The organism is Psychroflexus lacisalsi (genome assembly GCF_020164495.1).
GTDB lineage: Bacteria > Bacteroidota > Bacteroidia > Flavobacteriales > Flavobacteriaceae > Psychroflexus > Psychroflexus lacisalsi.
The window spans coordinates 1,168,590-1,187,636 of record NZ_JAIQYZ010000001.1; the positions used below are offsets into that span (position 1 = coordinate 1,168,590).

Genomic DNA, 19,047 nt, shown 5'->3' on the forward strand with positions numbered 1-19,047 from the left:
AATGAATTTTTATTCACTCAATAAGAAAGCTCCGCAGGTCACTTTCGAAGAAGCCGTGGTCAAGGGACTTGCGCCAGATAAGGGGCTTTATTTTCCAACTTCGATTGAACCGCTACCCAACTCATTTTTTGAGAATATCAAGCATTTGTCTTACAACGAAATTGCTTTTGAAGCCATTCGTCAATTTGTAAGTCCGGAAATTCCAGATAACGAGCTCAAACAAATTATTGCTGAAACACTGAGTTTTGATTTCCCTGTGGTAAAACTGGATGAGAAACTATCATCACTTGAACTTTTTCACGGACCAACTATGGCCTTCAAAGATGTTGGTGCTAGATTCATGTCCAGATGTCTCCGGTTTTTCAATTCCAAAGAGCAGAAAGATATGACGGTGTTGGTAGCAACTTCGGGAGATACAGGTGGTGCCGTAGCCAATGGGTTTCTTGGCATCAAGGGCATTAAAGTGGTTATTTTATATCCAAAAGGCAAGGTGAGTAAAGTTCAGGAAAAACAACTCACCACCTTAGGGCAGAACATCACAGCTTTGGAAGTTGTTGGTGTTTTCGACGACTGCCAGGACATGGTAAAAACCGCTTTTCTAGACGAAAGTATCACCGATCACGTCCAGATCACCTCTGCCAATTCTATCAATGTGGCGCGTTGGTTACCGCAGATGTTTTATTTTTTCTTTGCTTACAAGCAGTTGCATCAACAGCATAAAAATATTGTTTTTTCTGTCCCAAGTGGTAATTTTGGAAACATATGCGCCGGGTTTATGGCCCAACAATTAGGCTTGCCGATTCATCATTTCATCGCCGCGAATAACGAGAATCAGGTAGTGACTGAGTATCTCAAAACCGAAAATTACTCGCCAAAACCAACAGTTCAGACCATCAGTAATGCGATGGATGTAGGGAATCCGAGTAATTTTATCAGAATTCAGGAGATCTTCAAAAACGAATTCAAAGATTTGAAAAACAATTTATCCTCTAGAAGTTACTCCGACGAGGAAACTCGAGAAGGACTCAAAGAACTTTATAAAAATTACAATTATATCGCAGACCCACACGGGGCGATCGGTTATTTGGCTGCAAAAGATTATCTGAAATCCAATCCAGACACGCACTGTGTGTTTTTGGAAACCGCACACCCAACCAAATTTCTGGATACGGTAGAAGCGTCTATTCAAACCAAAGTCGACCTGCCACCCCAAATTAAAGCAGTTATCGATCAGAAGAAAAAATCCATTCAGATTTCTACTTATGAGGAGCTGAAATTTATTCTTTTGGGAAATTAATTCTTCTATTTCTGTTGATTTTGTTACTGCAAACTTTAATTTTTTTAGACATCAAGCTTATAGGTTTAAAGTTCACTTGATCTCACGTCTTGAGTTTTAGATCTACCTGAAGGAGTTGATGAGCTAAAAATCTTTTAGATAAAATTTAAATATTCTATAAAATCTAATTTTTTTTCAGAATTGACTATCCCAAGATATATAAATTAAATTATTGATTTTCAGATGTTTAATAGTTATTCTTCAGCATTGGATTTAACATGTAAATTTTCAAAGTAGGATCTAAACTTCAGTCAATTTTTAGTTTTGATGCTTTACAATGAAAGCATTTCTATGGAATTGAATAAATATAGCAAAACGGTGACTCAAGATCCAACTCAACCTGCGGCTCAAGCTATGCTCCACGCCATCGGTTTGACTAAGGAAGATTTTTATAAACCTATTGTGGGGATTGCCAGTACTGGATACGAAGGAAATCCTTGTAATATGCACCTCAATGATTTGGCAAAATTGGCTAAACAAGGTACAGCAAATGAGGATATCGTGGGATTAATCTTTAATACCATAGGCGTGAGTGATGGTATTTCTATGGGAACTCCTGGAATGCGGTATTCCTTGCCTTCAAGAGATATTATTGCCGATTCTATGGAGACGGTAGTGCAAGCCATGAGTTATGATGGATTGATTACTGTAGTTGGTTGTGATAAAAACATGCCTGGTGCACTCATCGCTATGATTCGATTGAACAGACCTTGTATTATGATTTATGGTGGAACCATTGATTCTGGCTGTCACAACGGAAAAAAACTGGACGTGGTCTCTGCTTTTGAAGCCTGGGGAAGTAAGGTTGCGGGAACTATGCCAGAAGAAGAATATCAGAGTATTGTTGAAAAAGCCTGTCCGGGAGCTGGAGCTTGCGGTGGAATGTACACGGCCAATACTATGGCTTCATCTATTGAAGCATTGGGAATGACCTTACCCTATAATTCGTCTAATCCAGCTTTGAGTCAGCAGAAAAAGGATGAATCAGTGAAAGCTGGGGAAGCCTTAAGAGTATTATTGGAGAAGGACATCAAGCCTTCAGATATCATCACTAGGAAATCTTTAGAAAATGCCATTAGGTTGGTCACCATTTTGGGAGGATCTACCAATGCAGTTTTGCACTTTTTGGCGATTGCCAGAGCAGCGCAAATCGATTTTACATTAACTGATTTTCAGAAAATAAGCGATAATACGCCCTTTTTAGCTGACTTAAAACCCAGCGGAAAATACCTGATGGAAGATTTGCACGAAGTTGGTGGTATTCCGGCTGTTCTGAAATATTTACTCAAAAAAGGATTGCTTCACGGAGACTGTATGACCGTAACGGGCAAAACTTTAGCCGAAAATCTCTTAGATGTTGAAGATCTCAAAGAAGGTCAGGAAGTGATAAAGTCAATTGAAGATCCGATCAAAATTTCAGGACACCTGAGGATGTTATTTGGAAACTTAGCAGAAGAAGGAAGTGTTGCTAAAATCACAGGGAAAGAAGGATTAAAATTTAGAGGTAAAGCCAAGGTATTTGAAAGTGAGTATGAGGCTAATGATGGCATCAGAGATGGAAAAGTTCAAAAAGGAGACGTCGTTGTGATTCGCTATGAAGGCCCAAAAGGAGGGCCTGGTATGCCAGAAATGCTAAAACCTACAGCGGCTATTATGGGAGCAGGATTAGGTAAAGATGTTGCTTTGATTACCGATGGACGCTTTTCTGGAGGGACTCATGGGTTTGTGGTAGGGCACATCACTCCTGAAGCTCAGGAGGGAGGGACACTTGCTCTTGTCCAAGAAGGAGATATCATCACTATTGATGCAGAAACCAATAGCATTAGTCTTGAGGTTTCTGATGATGAACTTAAGCAGCGTAAGCAACAATGGAAAGCCCCTGAGTTGAAATTTAAAAGAGGAGTGCTTTTTAAATATGCAAAAATGGTCAATTCAGCTTCAAAAGGTTGTGTGACTGATGAATTTTAAAACTGAAAATGAATTAATGCAGAGTCAAATTAGTTGATAACTATGCCGTATGAAAGAAATTGTGACCTTAGAAAAACAAACTGATACCATCGTTAAGGAAAAAATGTCGGGAAGTGAAGCTGTGATTAAATGTCTATTAGCAGAAGGGGTAAAGACCTTGTATGGTTATCCTGGAGGAGCCATCATGCCAGTTTATGATCAGTTACATCAGTATCAGGATCAAATTCACCATGTGCTGGCTCGCCATGAACAAGGTGCAATTCATGCCGCTCAGGGCTATGCAAGAATTTCGGGCAAAGTGGGAGTCGTCGTGGCCACCTCGGGTCCCGGAGCTACCAACCTTGTAACTGGAATCGCTGACGCTCAGATAGATTCTACGCCTTTGGTATGCATCACAGGGCAGGTCAATTCTAAACTACTAGGAAGCGATGCCTTTCAGGAAACAGATATTGTAGGTATTTCTACACCAGTGACCAAATGGAATCACCAAATTACCAAGGCTTCAGATATTCCAGAAGTTTTGGCTAAAGCCTTTTATATCGCTAAAAGTGGTCGACCTGGCCCTGTTTTAATCGATATTACCAAAGATGTTCAATTTGAAGAATTTGATTTTTCATACCAGAAATGCATACAAATAAGAAGTTATAAGCCTGTTCCGGTTGCAGATGAGGAGAAAATACAAGAAGCGGCGGCTTTGATTAATTCGGCTAAAAAACCTCTGATTGTTTGGGGACAAGGCGTAATTTTAAGCGAAGCTGAAGCCATCTTCAAAGCTATGGTTGAAAAATCGGGAATTCCAGCAGCCTGGACAATTCTGGGAGCTTCCGCTTTACCGACTTCTCATCCTCTCAATGTGGGCATGGTAGGAATGCATGGGAATTACGGCCCTAATGTATTGACTAATGAATGCGATGTGCTCATCGCCATTGGGATGCGTTTCGATGATCGAGTGACAGGGAACCTGAATTTTTACGCCAAACAAGCTAAAGTCATTCATTTTGAAATTGATGCTGCTGAGGTGGATAAAAATGTAAAAGCCAATATTCCAATCATCGGAGATGCTAAAGTTAGTTTGACACAGCTTCTGCCTTATTTAAAAGAAAAAAAACATACAGATTGGCATCAACGTTTTAAAGATTTGTATACTATTGAATACGAAAAAGTCATCAAAAACGATCTCCATCCCACCAAAGAAGGATTAACGATGGGCGAAGTGATCAAGGAAATCAATTTGCAAAGCAAAGGGAATGCTGCTATTGTGAGTGATGTTGGTCAGCACCAGATGATCGCTTGTCGCTACTCTGATTTTAATATCACCAAAAGTAATATTACGTCGGGAGGATTAGGTACGATGGGATTTGCATTGCCAGCAGCCATTGGCGCTAAAATGGCTGCCCCTGAGCGTGACGTTGTCGCTGTCATTGGTGATGGTGGATACCAAATGACCATACAGGAATTGGGAACTGTTTTTCAGCAAAGAATTCCGCTTAAAATTGTAGTACTCAACAACGAATTTCTGGGAATGGTAAGGCAATGGCAACAGTTGTTTTTTGACAAGCGTTACGCTTCAACTGAAATGACCAATCCAGATTTTGTTGCTATTGCTAAAGGTTATTATATAGATGCCAAAAAAGTCACAAAGCGATCTGAATTGAATTCAGCCGTCAAAGAAATGATGGAAACCGATGGTCCTTACTTTTTGGAAGTTTGCGTAGAAAAAGAAGGGAACGTGTTTCCTATGGTTCCGGCAGGGGCAAGTGTTTCAGATATAAGATTAGAATGATATGGAAGAAAATAAACCTTATACAATTTCAATTTACACTGAAAATAATATTGGATTACTGAATCGTATTTCTGCTATTTTTCAGCGTCGACATATCAATATTGAAAGCATCAATTCTTCAGTTTCTGAAATTGAAAACATTTCAAAATGGACGATAGTTGTCGAGTTGACTGAAGAACGAATGAAGAAAATTATTGGTCAGATTGAAAAACAAGTAGAAGTGATCAAAGCTTATTACCATAGAGAAGATGAGATCATTTACCAAGAATCTTGTCTGTTCAAAATAAAATCAGAATTGCTTTTTGAAGAGCGACAAATTCAAAATATAATCAAAGAGAGCAATTCGAATATCGTAACAGTTAATAAAGAATTCTTTGTGCTGGAAAAGTCTGGCAGAACTGAAGAAATAGAACTTTTACACCGGGAATTAGAAGTTTTCGGAATTATGCAACTGACCAGATCAGGCCGCATTTCTGTTTCTAAAGAAGAAATGAAAATAAGTAAAATGCTCGAAGCATTTTCAAATTAAACTATTTACACATGTCAAATTATTTCAACACATTATCGCTACGCCATCAGTTAGAGCAACTCAGTAAATGTAGATTCATGCATTCTTCAGAGTTTGAAGAAGGCGTTAAAGCTTTAGAAGGAAAGAAAATTGTGATTATTGGTTGTGGAGCACAAGGTCTGAATCAAGGTTTAAACATGAGAGATTCTGGCTTGGATATTTCCTATGCCTTGCGACAGGCTGCTATTGATGAACAACGCGAGTCTTATAAAAGCGCAACCAAAAACAACTTCAAAGTAGGCACTTATCAGGAATTAGTGCCGGAAGCAGATCTGGTACTGAATCTTACTCCTGATAAGCAACACTCCAATGTCATCAAATCGGTGATGCCTTATATGAAAAAAGGATCAACCTTAAGTTATTCCCATGGCTTCAATATCGTAGAAGAAGGTATGAAAATACGAGAAGATATCACTGTGATTATGGTGGCACCGAAGTGCCCGGGAACTGAAGTCCGAGAGGAGTATAAAAGAGGGTTTGGGGTACCTACACTTATTGCTGTGCACCCGGAAAATGATCCAGAAGGTAAGGGTTTTGAACAAGCCAAAGCCTACGCAGTTGCTACTGGTGGGCATAGAGCTGGAGTTCTGGAGTCTTCATTTGTAGCTGAAGTAAAAAGCGATTTGATGGGGGAACAAACCATTCTTTGCGGACTTTTACAAACCGGTGCTATCTTATCCTTTGATAAAATGATTGAGGAAGGCGTGGAGCCTGGTTACGCCGCTAAATTGATTCAATTTGGATGGGAAACCATTACCGAAGCTTTAAAACATGGTGGCATTACCAATATGATGGATAGATTATCCAATCCAGCTAAAATTAAGGCTTTTGAACTTTCTGAAGAATTAAAATCCATCTTGAAGCCTTTGTTCGAAAAGCACATGGACGATATCATTTCAGGTCACTTTTCCAAAATGATGATGGAAGACTGGGCTAATGATGACGTTAATCTTTTGAAATGGAGAGCTGAAACTGGTGAAACTGCCTTTGAGAAAACAGAACTCACTTCAGATCATATTAAAGAACAAGAGTATTTTGATCATGGAGTTTTGCTTGTGGCCTTTGTGAAATCTGGTGTTGAGTTGGCTTATGAAACCATGGTAAGTGCCGGTATTATTGAAGATTCAGCCTATTATGAATCACTTCACGAGTTACCTTTAATCGCAAACACTATAGCAAGAAAAAAGCTATTTGAAATGAATCGGGTGATTTCGGATACTGCTGAATATGGATGTTATTTATTTGATCACGCTGCCAAACCTCTTTTAAGTGACTTTATGAAGTCCGTGGATTCCTCCGTTATTGGTAAAACTTATGCTGAAGGCCATGCTGTTGATAATATTGAATTAATTGAGGTTAATGATAAAATAAGAAATCACCCTATAGAAAAAGCGGGCAAGCGCTTAAGAATCGCAATGGTGGCCATGAAAGCCCTTAAAACAGAATCTAAAGAAAAAGTAACATTATAGAATGGAAGTCGAGACTGCTTATTTACCAAAACTTGAAGACATCAGGAAAGCTGCAAAAAACCTTGAAGGTGTTGCTATTGTAACTCCTTTAAGTCAAAATTTACGCTATTCCAAACAATACGGATCAAATGTCTTTTTCAAAAGAGAAGATCTACAACAAGTGCGCTCTTATAAAATTAGAGGAGCTTATAATAAAATGTCTTCCTTATCTGATGAGGAAATGAGGAATGGAATTGTTTGTGCCAGTGCAGGTAATCATGCCCAAGGCGTTGCTATTTCCTGTAAAATTTTAAAGATCAGAGGCTGTATTTACATGCCTTCACCAACACCAAAACAAAAAATTGAACAGGTCAAAATGTTTGGTGAAGAATTCATTGAAATTGTGTTAGTTGGCGATAGTTTCGATGATGCCTATGCAGCAGCAATGAAGCAGTGCCAGGAAGAAGGAATGACGTTCATTCATCCTTTTAACGATCCAAAAGTGATAGAAGGCCAAGCTACAGTGGGTCTGGAAATCTTGAATCAATCTGGTGATGATAAAATCGACTACGTATTTCTTCCAGTAGGAGGAGGAGGTTTAGCGTCTGGATTGTCATCCGTGTTTAAAAAGTTATCCCCGAGTACCAAAATTATAGGTGTGGAGCCTAAAGGTGCGCCGTCGATGTCCAATTCTATTAAGAATGATAAAAATATCGCTCTTGGTACAATAGAGAATTTTGTAGATGGTGCTGCTGTTAAGCGTGTTGGGGATTTGACTTTTTCGATAGCTAAAGAGAATCTTCATGACATGATCACCGTAGACGAGGGTCATATTTGTCAAACGATTTTGGATTTGTATAATAAAGAAGCTATCGTCGCCGAACCTGCTGCAGCATTGAGTATTGCAGCTTTAGAGCATTATGCTGAAGAGATCAAAAGCAAAAATGTCGTTTGCATCATCAGCGGGAGCAATAACGATATAACAAGAACTGCCGAAATCAAAGAACGAGCGATGCTATACGCCAATTTAAAGCATTATTTTATTGTAAAGTTTCCACAAAGAGCTGGAGCTTTGCGAGAATTTGTGGCTGAGATTTTAGGACCAACAGACGACATTACTTACTTTCAATATACGAAGAAAACCAACAGAGAGAATGGGGCTGCAGTTGTAGGATTGGAGCTCAAATTTCAATCGGATTTTGACCCGCTTGTTAAACGAATGAAGGACAACAAGTTTTATGGAGACTATTTGAATAACAAACCAGATTTATTTCAATTCTTGGTTTAACATAAAAATCATTAATAAGTTGAATTTTAAATTGTTATAAGAATTATTAATTTATATTTGGAATATGAATATCACTTATAATATTGTTGTTTTAAACATCCAGCCCATAAGGATGCCTCGTCGCCGTTAGTTTTTACTTACTAAAAGAATCTAGCGTCTCACAACAATTTTATTTATTTTGAAAACACCATATTCACATTTCGACAATTTAAATCATATCAATAATTCAATTGATGGGTTTAGTATTTCATTCTTTCGCCGCCCCTAGGGGCTATATCACTATATAGAACTTAGATGAGTTCGGTTCTCTTCTCAAAAATTTCACTTTTTTCTTTAAACTAATAAAATCAATGCAATGAAGATTGTAATTGCTGATAAGTCTCATGCGGTTTACGCCAAAACCATTTGTGCAACCATTGAGGAAGCTGCAAAGGTTAGGGGGACTGGTATTGCCCAGCGCCAGCCGGAATATATTATTTCTAAGATGGAAAAGGGTAATGCCGTTATTGCCTTGGAAAGCGACAAGTTTGCTGGGTTCTGCTATATCGAAGCTTGGAGTCACAGCAAATTTGTAGCCAATTCAGGATTGATTGTTCATCCAGATTACAGAGATCAAGGTTTAGCTAAAAAGATCAAGAAAAAAATATTTGAACACTCCAGGCACAAATTTCCTGATGCTAAAATTTTTAGTATCACGACTGGACTTGCCGTAATGAAAATGAATAGTGATCTGGGATATCGTCCTGTTACTTTTTCAGAATTAACCGACGATCAATCGTTTTGGAATGGTTGTCAAACTTGTAAAAACTATGATGTTTTACAACGTACTAATCAAAAAATGTGTTTTTGTACAGGTATGTTGTATGATCCAAATCAAAAGCGAGAATCTTCAAATCTCAAAAAACCATTTGATAAAAAAATCTGGAAACGATTAAAGAATATAAAGCTATCAATTTTAAAAAAGACCAAATCATGAAAAAATTAGTTTTAGCCTATAGTGGAGGTTTAGATACGTCTTACTGCGCTTTGAGTTTATCTAAAGCTGGATACGATGTTCATGCTGTAAGTGTCAATACAGGTGGATTTTCTTCAGCAGAAATCAAAGAAATCGAAGAAAAAGCGCTTAAAATGGGAGTTTCATCCTATCATAATATCGATGCCGTGGCTTCATATTATGACAAAGTCATAAAGTATCTGATATTCGGTAATGTCTTAAAAAACAATTCCTATCCTTTGTCAGTTAGCGCAGAACGAATTATCCAGGCGGTAGAAATTATTAAATATGCCAAAAAAGTAGGCGCTCAATATATTGCTCATGGCAGTACAGGTGCAGGTAATGATCAGGTAAGATTCGATATGATTTTTCAAACCTTAGCGCCAGAAATCGAAATCATCACCCCTATCAGAGATCAAAAATTATCAAGACAAGAAGAAATTGATTATTTAAAATCTCATCAGGTGAACATGTCGTGGGATAAAGCAAAATACTCCATCAATAAGGGATTATGGGGAACCAGTGTTGGAGGTGAGGAAACCTTGACGTCTCATGAAGCTTTACCGGAGGCTGCTTATCCTTCTCAACTTCAAAATAATGAAATTGAAAAACTGGAACTCACTTTTGTAAAAGGTGAATTGGTTGCAGTGAATGGTGAAAAAAATAGCAAAGTCTTTCTTATTCAACAAGTGGAAAAGCTTGCTTCTGCATTTGCTATTGGTCGCGATATTCACGTTGGAGATACGATTGTTGGCATTAAAGGGCGTGTGGGTTTTGAAGCTGCTGCAGCCCTGACTATAATCAAAGCACATCATTTGCTAGAAAAACATACGCTCACCAAATGGCAACTTCAGCATAAAGATTTTCTATCCAGTTATTATGGCATGCATTTGCACGAAGGTTTGTATCTGGAACCCGTGATGAGAGATATTGAGGCCTTTTTAGAAAGCAGTCAAAAGAACGTATCGGGGACAGTTATTCTTTCACTCAAACCTTATCATTTTACACTAGAAGGCGTAACGTCAGATCACGACCTTATGAATGCTAAATTCGGAAGTTATGGCGAAATGAATTCGGGATGGACGGCAGATGAAGCTAAGGGATTTATCAAGCTTTTTGCCAATTCAACTAAAATTTTTCATCAGGTCAATTCAGAAGTATGATACACGTAGGAATAATAGGAGGTGCAGGATATACCGCCGGAGAGTTGATTCGATTGTTATTAAATCATCCACAGGCTCATTTGGATTTCATTTTCAGCACATCCAATGCAGGGAACTTTATTAATCAAGTTCATCAGGATTTAGTTGGAACTACAAACTTGAAATTTTCTTCTGAAATAAATTCAGAAGTAGATGTTGTGTTTTTGTGTTTAGGTCACGGAAATTCTAAAGCTTTTTTAGAGGAAAACTATTTTTCTGATCAAACTAAAATCATCGATTTAAGTAATGACTTTAGACTTAAAGCTTCTACCAAATTTCAAGATAAAACCTTTGTGTATGGCCTTCCAGAACTGAATAAAATGGTTATCAAATCAGCTAATTGTATTGCTAATCCAGGATGTTTTGCAACGGCCATCCAGCTCGCACTTTTGCCTCTCGCTAAAGAACATCTTTTGCAAAACGATGTGCATGTGAATGCGGTAACGGGAGCTACAGGAGCCGGAACTTCACCATCTGTCACAACCCATTTTGCCTGGCGAGATAACAATTTTTCGTCGTATAAAGTATTTTCACATCAACATCTGGATGAAATCTCTGAAAGCCTTATAGGACTTCAAAATGAATTCAATCACGGCATCAATTTCATTCCAAACAGAGGTAATTTTTCTCGAGGAATTTTTGCGTCTAGTTACACACATTTTGAAGGAACTCTGGAAGAAGCAAAGACGATTTATGAACAATTTTATGATGAAGCATGTTTTACAATTGTATCAGAACAGGAACTTCATCTAAAACAGGTTATAAACACAAACAAATGTTTACTTCATCTTCAAAAGCATAAGAACAAACTGCTTATCACTTCTGTGTTAGATAATCTACTTAAAGGGGCTTCTGGTCAAGCTGTTCAGAATATGAATTTGATGTTTGGCCTTGATGAAGCTATGGGATTGGAACTAAAAGCAAATTATTTTTAAAAAATTATCTCATGAAAATAGCCATTATAGGAACTGGAAACCTCGGAAAGTCTATTGCTATGGGCCTAGTTGAAGAAAATGCTTATACTTCGTTATATTTAACCAAACGGAATTTAAGCAGCATCCAAGAATTTAAAAGCACTGAAAATGTGATATTAACTTCAAGTAATGTTGAAGCAGTCCAAGCTTCGGAGATCTTAATTTTTGCAGTTCAACCTTCTCACTTTGAATCTGTTTTATCTGAAATCACGCCTCATTTAAATAAAATGCACCTTCTTATTTCCACGGTTAAAGGAGTTGATATAGCCAAAATAGAAGCGATTTGTGGAACAAAGCAGAGCATTATAAGGGCTATGCCTAACACAGCAATTGCAGTAGGAAAGTCAATGACCTGTCTTTGCAGTAATTCCAAAGATGAGAAGGTTATCCAAACGGCACAAGGTGTTTTTGATAAACTTGGACACTCCATGATGATTTCAGAATCACAGATGCAAGCCGCTACTGTGGTTTGCGCCAGTGGGATTGCGTTTTGGATGCGACTGATAAGAGCTTCAACTCAAGCCGCTATACAGCTTGGTTTTGATTCAGTAGTAGCTCAACAACTGGCGATGTACACTTGTGAAGGAGCAGCAAATCTTCTTATTACCAATGGTAAACATCCAGAAGAAGAAATCGATCAGGTTACTACTCCAAGAGGTTGCACGATTGAAGGCTTGAACGAGATGGAACATAAGGGATTAAGTTCATCACTTATTCAAGGAATGGTAGCTTCATTTCAAAAAATAAGTCAGATTAAAAAGGAACAGTTATGAGTTTATTCGACGTTTATCCATTGTACGATGTCACGCCTGTAAAAGCTAAAGACGTTTATGTTTATGATGACCAAGGCTTAGAGTATTTGGATTTATATGGCGGGCATGCAGTTATTTCTATTGGTCATTCTCATCCGGAATACGTAAAAGCTCTTTCGGATCAGTTGCAAAATATTGGATTTTATAGTAATGCTGTTCAAAATCCTTTACAAAATGAACTTGCAGAGAAACTAGAGCAAGTTTCAAAATGCAAGGAATATCAATTGTTTTTATGTAGTTCTGGAGCCGAAGCCAACGAGAATGCTTTAAAACTGGCTTCGTTTCACAATCAAAAACACAGAGTATTGGCTTTCAAAAATTCGTTTCATGGGAGGACATCAGCAGCGGTTGCCGCTACCGATAATCAAAAAATTATTTCTCCATTAAATGCTCAACAGCAAGTTAATTTTGTTGAATTAGGTGACCTAGAAACTGTAGAATCTATTTTGAAACAGGATGAAACCTGTGCTGTTATTCTGGAAACCATCCAGGGGGTTGGAGGTTTGGATGAAGCTTGTCTTGGATTTCATAAGGGTTTGGAACTATTATGTGAAAAGTATAATACATGCCTTATTGCCGATGAAGTGCAGTCGGGTTTTGGCAGGTCTGGAGATTTTTTTGCGTTTCAGAAGTATGGGATTCAGCCAGATATTATTTCTATGGCTAAAGGGATGGGTAATGGTTTTCCGGTTGGTGGCATTTTGATTCATCCCAAGATCAAAGCCTCTTTCGGGTTGCTGGGAACAACTTTTGGTGGAAATCATTTGGCTTGTCAAGCGGCATTATCTGTTTTGAAAGTTATTCAAAATGAAACCCTAATGTCTAATGCTACAGAAATGTCAGCTTATTTTAAGGCTAAAGCAAAATCAGTTTCTGGTTTAAAAGCATTTAAAGGAAGAGGACTGATGCTAGGTTTGGAGTTTGATGTTCCAGTTTCTGGGTTGAGAAAAAACTTACTCTTCAATCAACGTATGTTCACTGGAAGTTCTAAAAACCCCAATCTCATCAGAATACTGCCGCCCTTAACTATTCAAAAATCACATTTGGATCGCTTTTTTGAGGCTCTTCAAGTTGAATTAAATCATCTCAATATCAATTAATTGCGTATTAAATTCCGCTTTGCTAAAAAAATGTAATGAAATGGGCCACTACAAACAAATTGATATACCGAAATGAATATTAGCGAATTGCATATAATCTTTATTAAACAATAAAAAATACAGATGAAAAAATATACAAGCATACACGACATTAAAAATCTAAATAAAGCTATTGAATCTGCTAAGCGATTGAAGCAAAATCCATTTCAATATGAAGCATTAGGACGTCATAAAACTTTGGTGATGTTGTTTTTCAACTCGAGTTTGAGAACGCGACTAAGTACCGAAAAGGCGGCGAAAAATTTAGGAATGGAAGTTATGGTTTTGAATGTAAATGATGCCTGGCAACTTGAGTTTGAAGATGGGTCGGTGATGGATGCCAAAACTTCTGAACATGTGAAAGATGCGGCAGAAGTGATTTCTCAGTATGCTGATATTATTGCTGTGAGAGCATTTCCTGGCTTGAAAAATAAGGAAGAGGATGAAGCAGAATTGGTTTTAAACAGTATTGCAAAGTATGCTACAGTACCAGTTATCAATATGGAAAGTTCTACGGCGCATCCTTTGCAAGCTTTGACAGATGCGATAACTATTTCAGAATTTAAAGAAAAGGAAAAGCCAAAAGTGGTTTTATCCTGGGCTCCCCATCCCAAAGCATTGCCTCAGGCTGTGCCAAACTCATTTGCGGAAATGATGCAGCTGATGGAAGCAGATTTCAGGATCACTCATCCAGAAGGCTATGAACTTAACCCTGAGATTACTAAAAACACACCGATTTATTACGATCAGGAGGAAGCAATTAAAGATGCTGATTTCGCTTACGTAAAAAACTGGAGTAGTTATAAAGACTACGGTAAGATCTTGAGTCAGGATAAAAAATGGATGATGACCAAAGCCAAATTGGATAAGGCAAAATTCATGCATTGCTTGCCCATTAGACGAAATGTTGTAGCTCAAGATGCCGTTTTGGATAGTGAGAATTCATTGATCATTCCTCAGGCTAACAATAGAACTTTTGCTGCTCAATTGGTGTTAAAGCAAATTTTAGAGCAGATTTAAATCAGGAACCGGATAGATATCAATAAGGACAATACAAAATGGAAACGCTAAAAATTATCAAAATAGGAGGGAAAATCATTAATGATACTGTTGCTCTTCAGCAGTTTATTGAAGATTTATCTAAACTGAAAGGTTTGAAAATTTTGGTTCATGGAGGTGGGAATCTGGCTTCAGAAACTTCAAAGCAACTTGGAATTAAAATTGAAAAAGTAGACGGGCGTCGGCTTACAGACCAAAAAACTCTGGACGTGGTTACTATGGTTTATGCAGGCAAACTTAATAAAACTATAGTAGCTGCTTTGCAAGCTAAGGGATGCAATTCACTTGGCTTGACTGGAGCAGACGGAAATCTCATTCAGTCTTATAAACGTCCAGTAACTTCTATAGATTACGGTTTTGTGGGCGATATTATTCAAGTTAATACCTCATTGATAGAAATTTTACTCAAGGAAGAAATTGTCCCCGTGTTTTGCGCATTAACTCACGACAAGCAGGGGCAATTACTTAATACCAATGCCGATACGATTGCTTCAGAATTAGCTGTAGCTTTAGCTTCATCATTTTCAGTAGAACTCTATTATTGTTTTGAAAAAAAAGGAGTTTTAAGTGATATGACCAATGACAATTCTGTTATAGAAACTTTAGATTTAGAGGCTTATCATACACTTTTTCAGCAAGGTAAAATCGCTGATGGAATGCTTCCGAAACTCGATAATTGTTTCAATGCTTTAAACAATAAGGTTTTTAAAGTTTGTATTGGAAATCCTAAAATGATTGTTGATTCTAATTCAATTTATACAACACTTCAACTATGATCAAAAAACTAACTCAAGACGCAATAGAACTTTTAAAGAGTCTTATTGAAACGCCTTCTTTTTCTACTGAAGAAGACCAAACTGCAGCATTGATTGAACACTGGATGACTTCTCATAATATTGAATTTAAACGCCGAAAAAATAATGTCTGGTCGGTCAATAAATTTTTTGACAAGAACAAGCCCACGTTACTATTGAACTCACATCACGATACTGTTCAGCCTAATAAAGGCTACACCAAAGACCCTTTTACAGCAAGTGTAGATAACGGAAAACTCTACGGTCTTGGAAGTAATGATGCTGGCGGTTGTTTGGTTTCTCTGCTTGCTACCTTTACCTATTTTTATGCTAAAGAAAATCTTACTTATAACCTTGTGTTTGTAGCCTCTGCCGAAGAAGAAAACAGCGGAAAGAATGGATTAAATTTCATGCTTGAGCATATTCCAAAAATCGATGTGGCCATCGTTGGAGAGCCCACCTTAATGAATCTAGCAATTGCCGAAAAAGGACTTTTAGTTTTTGATGCTACAGTAAAGGGTACGCCTGGACATGCTGCCCATCCGAACGTTGACAACCCTATTTATAAGGCAATTCCGGTTCTGCAGTGGTTCAAAGATTTCAAATTTGAAAAGTCTTCGCCAAGTCTTGGCGATGTGAAAATGACGGTAACACAAATTAATGCCGGCGTTCAGCATAATGCAATCCCTTCAGAAGTGAATATAGTAGTTGATGTTCGTGTGACCGATGCTTATGACAATGAGGAGATTGTAGAACTTCTTCAGGAAAAATCACCTTGTGATCAGATTATTCCACGAAGTACCCGGTTAAATTCTTCGGGAATTTCAAAAGATCACGCTCTGGTTCTAGCGGGATTGAGTTTAGGAATGAGCACTTACGGATCGCCGACGCTTTCAGATCAGGCGTGTTTATCGTGTCCATCGGTCAAATTAGGTCCTGGAGACAGCAACCGCTCACATTCTGCAGATGAATTTATTTATATTGAAGAATTGGAACAAGGAATTGAACAATACATTAAGTTGTTAGATAAGGTTTTGAAACCATAAAGAAATAAACTTTTTAAAATTCGCATCAAAATTAATAATGAAGACAGAAACTTCTTTCTTCGAAGAAATAATAGTATGAAACTCTGGGACAAAGGAATAGATATTGACAAAAAAATTGAAAAATTTACGGTTGGAAATGATCGTGAAATTGATATTCACATTGCCAAATATGACATTCAAGCTTCTGCGGCTCACGCCAAAATGCTGGAAAGTGTGGGATTAATTTCAGCAGATGAACTTCAACTTTTACAACATCAATTTAAAATCATGTCAAAGCAGGTTGAAAATGGCGAGTTTAAAATTGAGTCTCAATTTGAAGATGTGCATTCCAAAATTGAATTTGAACTGATTCAAAAGTTAGGAGATGTGGGTCGAAAAATTCACACCGCAAGATCTCGAAACGACCAGGTGTTAGTGGCTTTGCATTTGTATTATCGGGAACAACTTCAGCAGATTAAAATATTAAGTCATGAGTTTTTTGAAACTTTACTCAGTTTGGCTGAAAAACACAAAAATAAAGTGCTTCCAGGTTACACACACCTTCAAGTGGCTATGCCTTCTTCTTTTGGCTTATGGTTTTCGGCTTACGCAGAACAGCTTATCGATGATGTTTACGTGCTGGATGCTGCTATAAAAACGGTTGATCAAAATCCGCTGGGTTCCGCAGCAGGTTATGGAAGTTCGTTTCCAATAGATCGAACCATAACCACACAAGAGTTGGGTTTTTCTACTTTAAAATACAATGTAGTGGCGGCTCAAATGAGTCGAGGTAAAAGTGAGCGAACTATAGCCTCTGCCTTAGGAAGCATTTGCAATACCCTCTCACGATTTGCTATGGATATTTGTTTGTATACCAGTCAAAACTTTGATTTTATAAGTTTTCCAGACCAGTTAACCACAGGCAGCAGCATTATGCCTCACAAAAAGAATCCGGATGTGTTTGAGTTGATAAGAGGTAAGTCCAATAAAATACAGGCCTTGCATTCAGAAATGTTGCTTATTACCAATAACTTACCGAGTGGTTATCATCGAGATTATCAACTTTTGAAGGAAAATATGATTTCAGGTATAGAGGAATGCTCTTCTATTTTAGAAATTTTCAAATATTCAATTCAGCAAATTCAAGTTAAAACTATTGATATTAAGGATCCAAAATATTTGTACATGTATTCTGTAGACCAGATTAATGCTTTGGTCGAACAGGGGATGAGCTTTAGAGAAGCATATCAAAAAATTGGAGAGCAAGTGCAATCAGGAACTTATAAAGCAGGACAATCTAAGCCTCACACGCACATCGGAAGTATAGGGAATTTATGTTTGGAAAACATCAGAAAAAAGTTTCCAAACTAAAACAGAGCATTTCCTAAGAAATACTCCGTTTTATGTGTTAATAAAATACTTTAATCCCTCATTCAGGGTTTTATTCTTCCACCTCTAGGTTGAAATTCAGAGGTGATTCACTTATACCATATTGGCTTGTTCTGAGGTAATTAATTTCTTTAAATAATGGTCGATTGGCCAATGTGGATGTTGGAAAAATTACGATTAGAATCTTCAGGATTACTGATGAAATCTGCTATAAAATCTCCAACTTTGGAAGTCGTAATGCGTTCATGTTTGACGCCAAGATCTGGAGTGGTAATCCCAAGTTTTAGAGATCTTTCTACAGCTTCTTTTATAGTTTCTGATTCTTCATACAAGCCGAAATGTTCTAAAAGCATTGCAGCAGACAAAATAGCAGCAATAGGATTGGCAATACCTTTGCCTTTAGCTTGAGGATATGAGCCATGTATGGGCTCAAATAAAGCATATTTTTTACCAATGGAAACTGAAGGCAACAAACCAATAGATCCACCAATTACGCTCGCTTCATCACTTATGATATCTCCAAACATATTTTCTGTCAAGATGACATCAAACTGTCTAGGATTTAAGATCATTTGCATCGCTGCATTGTCAACATATAGAAATTCTAGCGTAACTTCAGGATAAGATTTTGCCAACTCAGTCACTTTTTTTCTCCAAAGCCGCGACGTATCCAGCACGTTTGCCTTATCTACCAAAGTGACTTTTTTTCGTCTTCCCATCGCTGCCTTAAAGGCAAGATGCGCAATTCGCTCTATTTCTTCTGCAGAATATTCGCAAAGATCTGAAGCATAACTTCCATCTTCTTTAGTTTCTTTTTTGCCAAAATAAATACCACCAGTGAGTTCCCTGTAGATGCTAATGTCCACACCTTTTATAAGGTGTCTTTTCAAAGGAGATTGATCTATTAGAGCTTCAAATGCTTTGACAGGCCTTACGTTCGCAAACAATTCCAGTTCCTTCCTTATCTTCAGTAAACCTTGTTCAGGTCTTACATTTCCCTGCGCATTATCATACTTGGGATCACCAATGGCGCCAAATAAAATCGCATCACTTGCTTTGCAGAGTTCCAAAGTTTCATCGGGTAGGGGGTTCCCTGTCTTATCGATGGCTATTGCACCAATATCAGCCTGTTTATAAGTAAATTTATGATCAAATTCCAGCGCAACAGCATTCATAGCCTTTATGGCTTGAGCCGTCACTTCTGGTCCAATTCCATCCCCTGGTAATACTGCAATCTTTAGTTCCATTTCATTAAGAGTTATAATGTA

The 19,047-nt window shown here is 37.7% G+C and carries 16 protein-coding genes; 15 read left to right on the forward strand and 1 reads right to left on the reverse strand.

The features are described from left to right. Position 1 precedes the first annotated feature (1 nt). From thrC to argH, 15 genes are all read left to right on the forward strand, one after another. A complete protein-coding gene (thrC, locus tag LB449_RS05425) occupies positions 2 to 1,297 on the forward strand; it encodes a threonine synthase (protein ID WP_224454052.1) in 1,296 nt (431 codons plus the stop codon). A 330-nt stretch (positions 1,298 to 1,627) separates the two neighbouring features. Then, positions 1,628 to 3,304: a dihydroxy-acid dehydratase gene (gene ilvD, locus LB449_RS05430; protein ID WP_224454436.1), complete on the forward strand. Its 1,677-nt coding sequence runs from the start codon at positions 1,628 to 1,630 to the stop codon at positions 3,302 to 3,304. 49 nt (positions 3,305 to 3,353) lie between these two features. After that, entirely contained in the window at positions 3,354 to 5,087 is a 1,734-nt protein-coding gene (ilvB, locus tag LB449_RS05435) for a biosynthetic-type acetolactate synthase large subunit (protein WP_224454053.1), read from the forward strand. A gap of 1 nt (position 5,088) precedes the next feature. Then, positions 5,089 to 5,616: an acetolactate synthase small subunit gene (gene ilvN / locus LB449_RS05440; protein WP_224454054.1), complete on the forward strand. Its 528-nt coding sequence runs from the start codon at positions 5,089 to 5,091 to the stop codon at positions 5,614 to 5,616. Positions 5,617 to 5,627: 11 nt separating this feature from the next. Beyond that, entirely contained in the window at positions 5,628 to 7,124 is a 1,497-nt protein-coding gene (gene ilvC, locus LB449_RS05445) for a ketol-acid reductoisomerase (RefSeq protein WP_224454055.1), read from the forward strand. Position 7,125: 1 nt separating this feature from the next. Continuing rightward, positions 7,126 to 8,391 (forward strand): threonine ammonia-lyase, encoded by a 1,266-nt coding sequence (ilvA, locus tag LB449_RS05450; protein WP_224454056.1) that lies wholly within the window; start codon positions 7,126 to 7,128, stop codon positions 8,389 to 8,391. Between the two features lie 355 nt (positions 8,392 to 8,746). Beyond that, entirely contained in the window at positions 8,747 to 9,367 is a 621-nt protein-coding gene (locus tag LB449_RS05455; protein ID WP_224454057.1) for a GNAT family N-acetyltransferase, read from the forward strand. Continuing rightward, positions 9,364 to 10,548 (forward strand): argininosuccinate synthase, encoded by a 1,185-nt coding sequence (locus LB449_RS05460; protein ID WP_224454058.1) that lies wholly within the window; start codon positions 9,364 to 9,366, stop codon positions 10,546 to 10,548. Before LB449_RS05455 ends, LB449_RS05460 begins: the two co-directional genes overlap by 4 nt. Beyond that, positions 10,545 to 11,522: an N-acetyl-gamma-glutamyl-phosphate reductase gene (gene argC, locus LB449_RS05465; RefSeq protein ID WP_224454059.1), complete on the forward strand. Its 978-nt coding sequence runs from the start codon at positions 10,545 to 10,547 to the stop codon at positions 11,520 to 11,522. The genes LB449_RS05460 and argC overlap by 4 nt, the downstream gene beginning before the upstream one ends. Positions 11,523 to 11,533: 11 nt before the next feature. After that, a complete protein-coding gene (gene proC / locus LB449_RS05470; protein WP_224454060.1) occupies positions 11,534 to 12,334 on the forward strand; it encodes a pyrroline-5-carboxylate reductase in 801 nt (266 codons plus the stop codon). Continuing rightward, the gene (locus LB449_RS05475; protein WP_224454061.1) at positions 12,331 to 13,473 is read left to right on the forward strand and encodes an aspartate aminotransferase family protein; all 1,143 of its coding nucleotides are present in this window, start codon (positions 12,331 to 12,333) and stop codon (positions 13,471 to 13,473) included. Before proC ends, LB449_RS05475 begins: the two co-directional genes overlap by 4 nt. 123 nt (positions 13,474 to 13,596) lie before the next feature. Continuing rightward, positions 13,597 to 14,532, forward strand: coding sequence for a Rossmann-fold NAD(P)-binding domain-containing protein (locus tag LB449_RS05480; RefSeq protein ID WP_224454062.1), 936 nt, complete (start codon positions 13,597 to 13,599; stop codon positions 14,530 to 14,532). Positions 14,533 to 14,570: 38 nt separating this feature from the next. Continuing rightward, on the forward strand, positions 14,571 to 15,347 hold the full coding sequence (argB, locus tag LB449_RS05485) for an acetylglutamate kinase (RefSeq protein ID WP_224454063.1): 777 nt from the start codon (positions 14,571 to 14,573) through the stop codon (positions 15,345 to 15,347). Further along, positions 15,344 to 16,411 (forward strand): M20 family metallo-hydrolase, encoded by a 1,068-nt coding sequence (locus tag LB449_RS05490; RefSeq protein WP_224454064.1) that lies wholly within the window; start codon positions 15,344 to 15,346, stop codon positions 16,409 to 16,411. Before argB ends, LB449_RS05490 begins: the two co-directional genes overlap by 4 nt. A 75-nt stretch (positions 16,412 to 16,486) precedes the next feature. After that, positions 16,487 to 17,761: an argininosuccinate lyase gene (gene argH / locus LB449_RS05495; RefSeq protein ID WP_224454065.1), complete on the forward strand. Its 1,275-nt coding sequence runs from the start codon at positions 16,487 to 16,489 to the stop codon at positions 17,759 to 17,761. A 149-nt stretch (positions 17,762 to 17,910) separates the two neighbouring features. On the opposite strand, the gene leuB is transcribed toward argH, so the two are convergent. Continuing rightward, positions 17,911 to 19,026: a 3-isopropylmalate dehydrogenase gene (gene leuB, locus LB449_RS05500; RefSeq protein WP_224454066.1), complete on the reverse strand. Its 1,116-nt coding sequence runs from the start codon at positions 19,024 to 19,026 to the stop codon at positions 17,911 to 17,913. Positions 19,027 to 19,047 lie beyond the last annotated feature (21 nt).

Coding starts and splice junctions, on each gene's coding strand:
- LB449_RS05490 (WP_224454064.1), top strand. CDS start 15,344: ATGATCAAAAAACTAACTCAAGACGCAATAGAACTTTTAAAGAGTCTT.
- argH (WP_224454065.1), top strand. CDS start 16,487: ATGAAACTCTGGGACAAAGGAATAGATATTGACAAAAAAATTGAAAAA.
- thrC (WP_224454052.1), top strand. CDS start 2: ATGAATTTTTATTCACTCAATAAGAAAGCTCCGCAGGTCACTTTCGAA.
- LB449_RS05460 (WP_224454058.1), top strand. CDS start 9,364: ATGAAAAAATTAGTTTTAGCCTATAGTGGAGGTTTAGATACGTCTTAC.
- argB (WP_224454063.1), top strand. CDS start 14,571: ATGGAAACGCTAAAAATTATCAAAATAGGAGGGAAAATCATTAATGAT.
- LB449_RS05475 (WP_224454061.1), top strand. CDS start 12,331: ATGAGTTTATTCGACGTTTATCCATTGTACGATGTCACGCCTGTAAAA.
- ilvB (WP_224454053.1), top strand. CDS start 3,354: ATGAAAGAAATTGTGACCTTAGAAAAACAAACTGATACCATCGTTAAG.
- argC (WP_224454059.1), top strand. CDS start 10,545: ATGATACACGTAGGAATAATAGGAGGTGCAGGATATACCGCCGGAGAG.
- ilvA (WP_224454056.1), top strand. CDS start 7,126: ATGGAAGTCGAGACTGCTTATTTACCAAAACTTGAAGACATCAGGAAA.
- ilvC (WP_224454055.1), top strand. CDS start 5,628: ATGTCAAATTATTTCAACACATTATCGCTACGCCATCAGTTAGAGCAA.
- ilvN (WP_224454054.1), top strand. CDS start 5,089: ATGGAAGAAAATAAACCTTATACAATTTCAATTTACACTGAAAATAAT.
- leuB (WP_224454066.1), bottom strand. CDS start 19,026: ATGGAACTAAAGATTGCAGTATTACCAGGGGATGGAATTGGACCAGAA.
- ilvD (WP_224454436.1), top strand. CDS start 1,628: ATGGAATTGAATAAATATAGCAAAACGGTGACTCAAGATCCAACTCAA.
- LB449_RS05480 (WP_224454062.1), top strand. CDS start 13,597: ATGAAAAAATATACAAGCATACACGACATTAAAAATCTAAATAAAGCT.
- LB449_RS05455 (WP_224454057.1), top strand. CDS start 8,747: ATGAAGATTGTAATTGCTGATAAGTCTCATGCGGTTTACGCCAAAACC.
- proC (WP_224454060.1), top strand. CDS start 11,534: ATGAAAATAGCCATTATAGGAACTGGAAACCTCGGAAAGTCTATTGCT.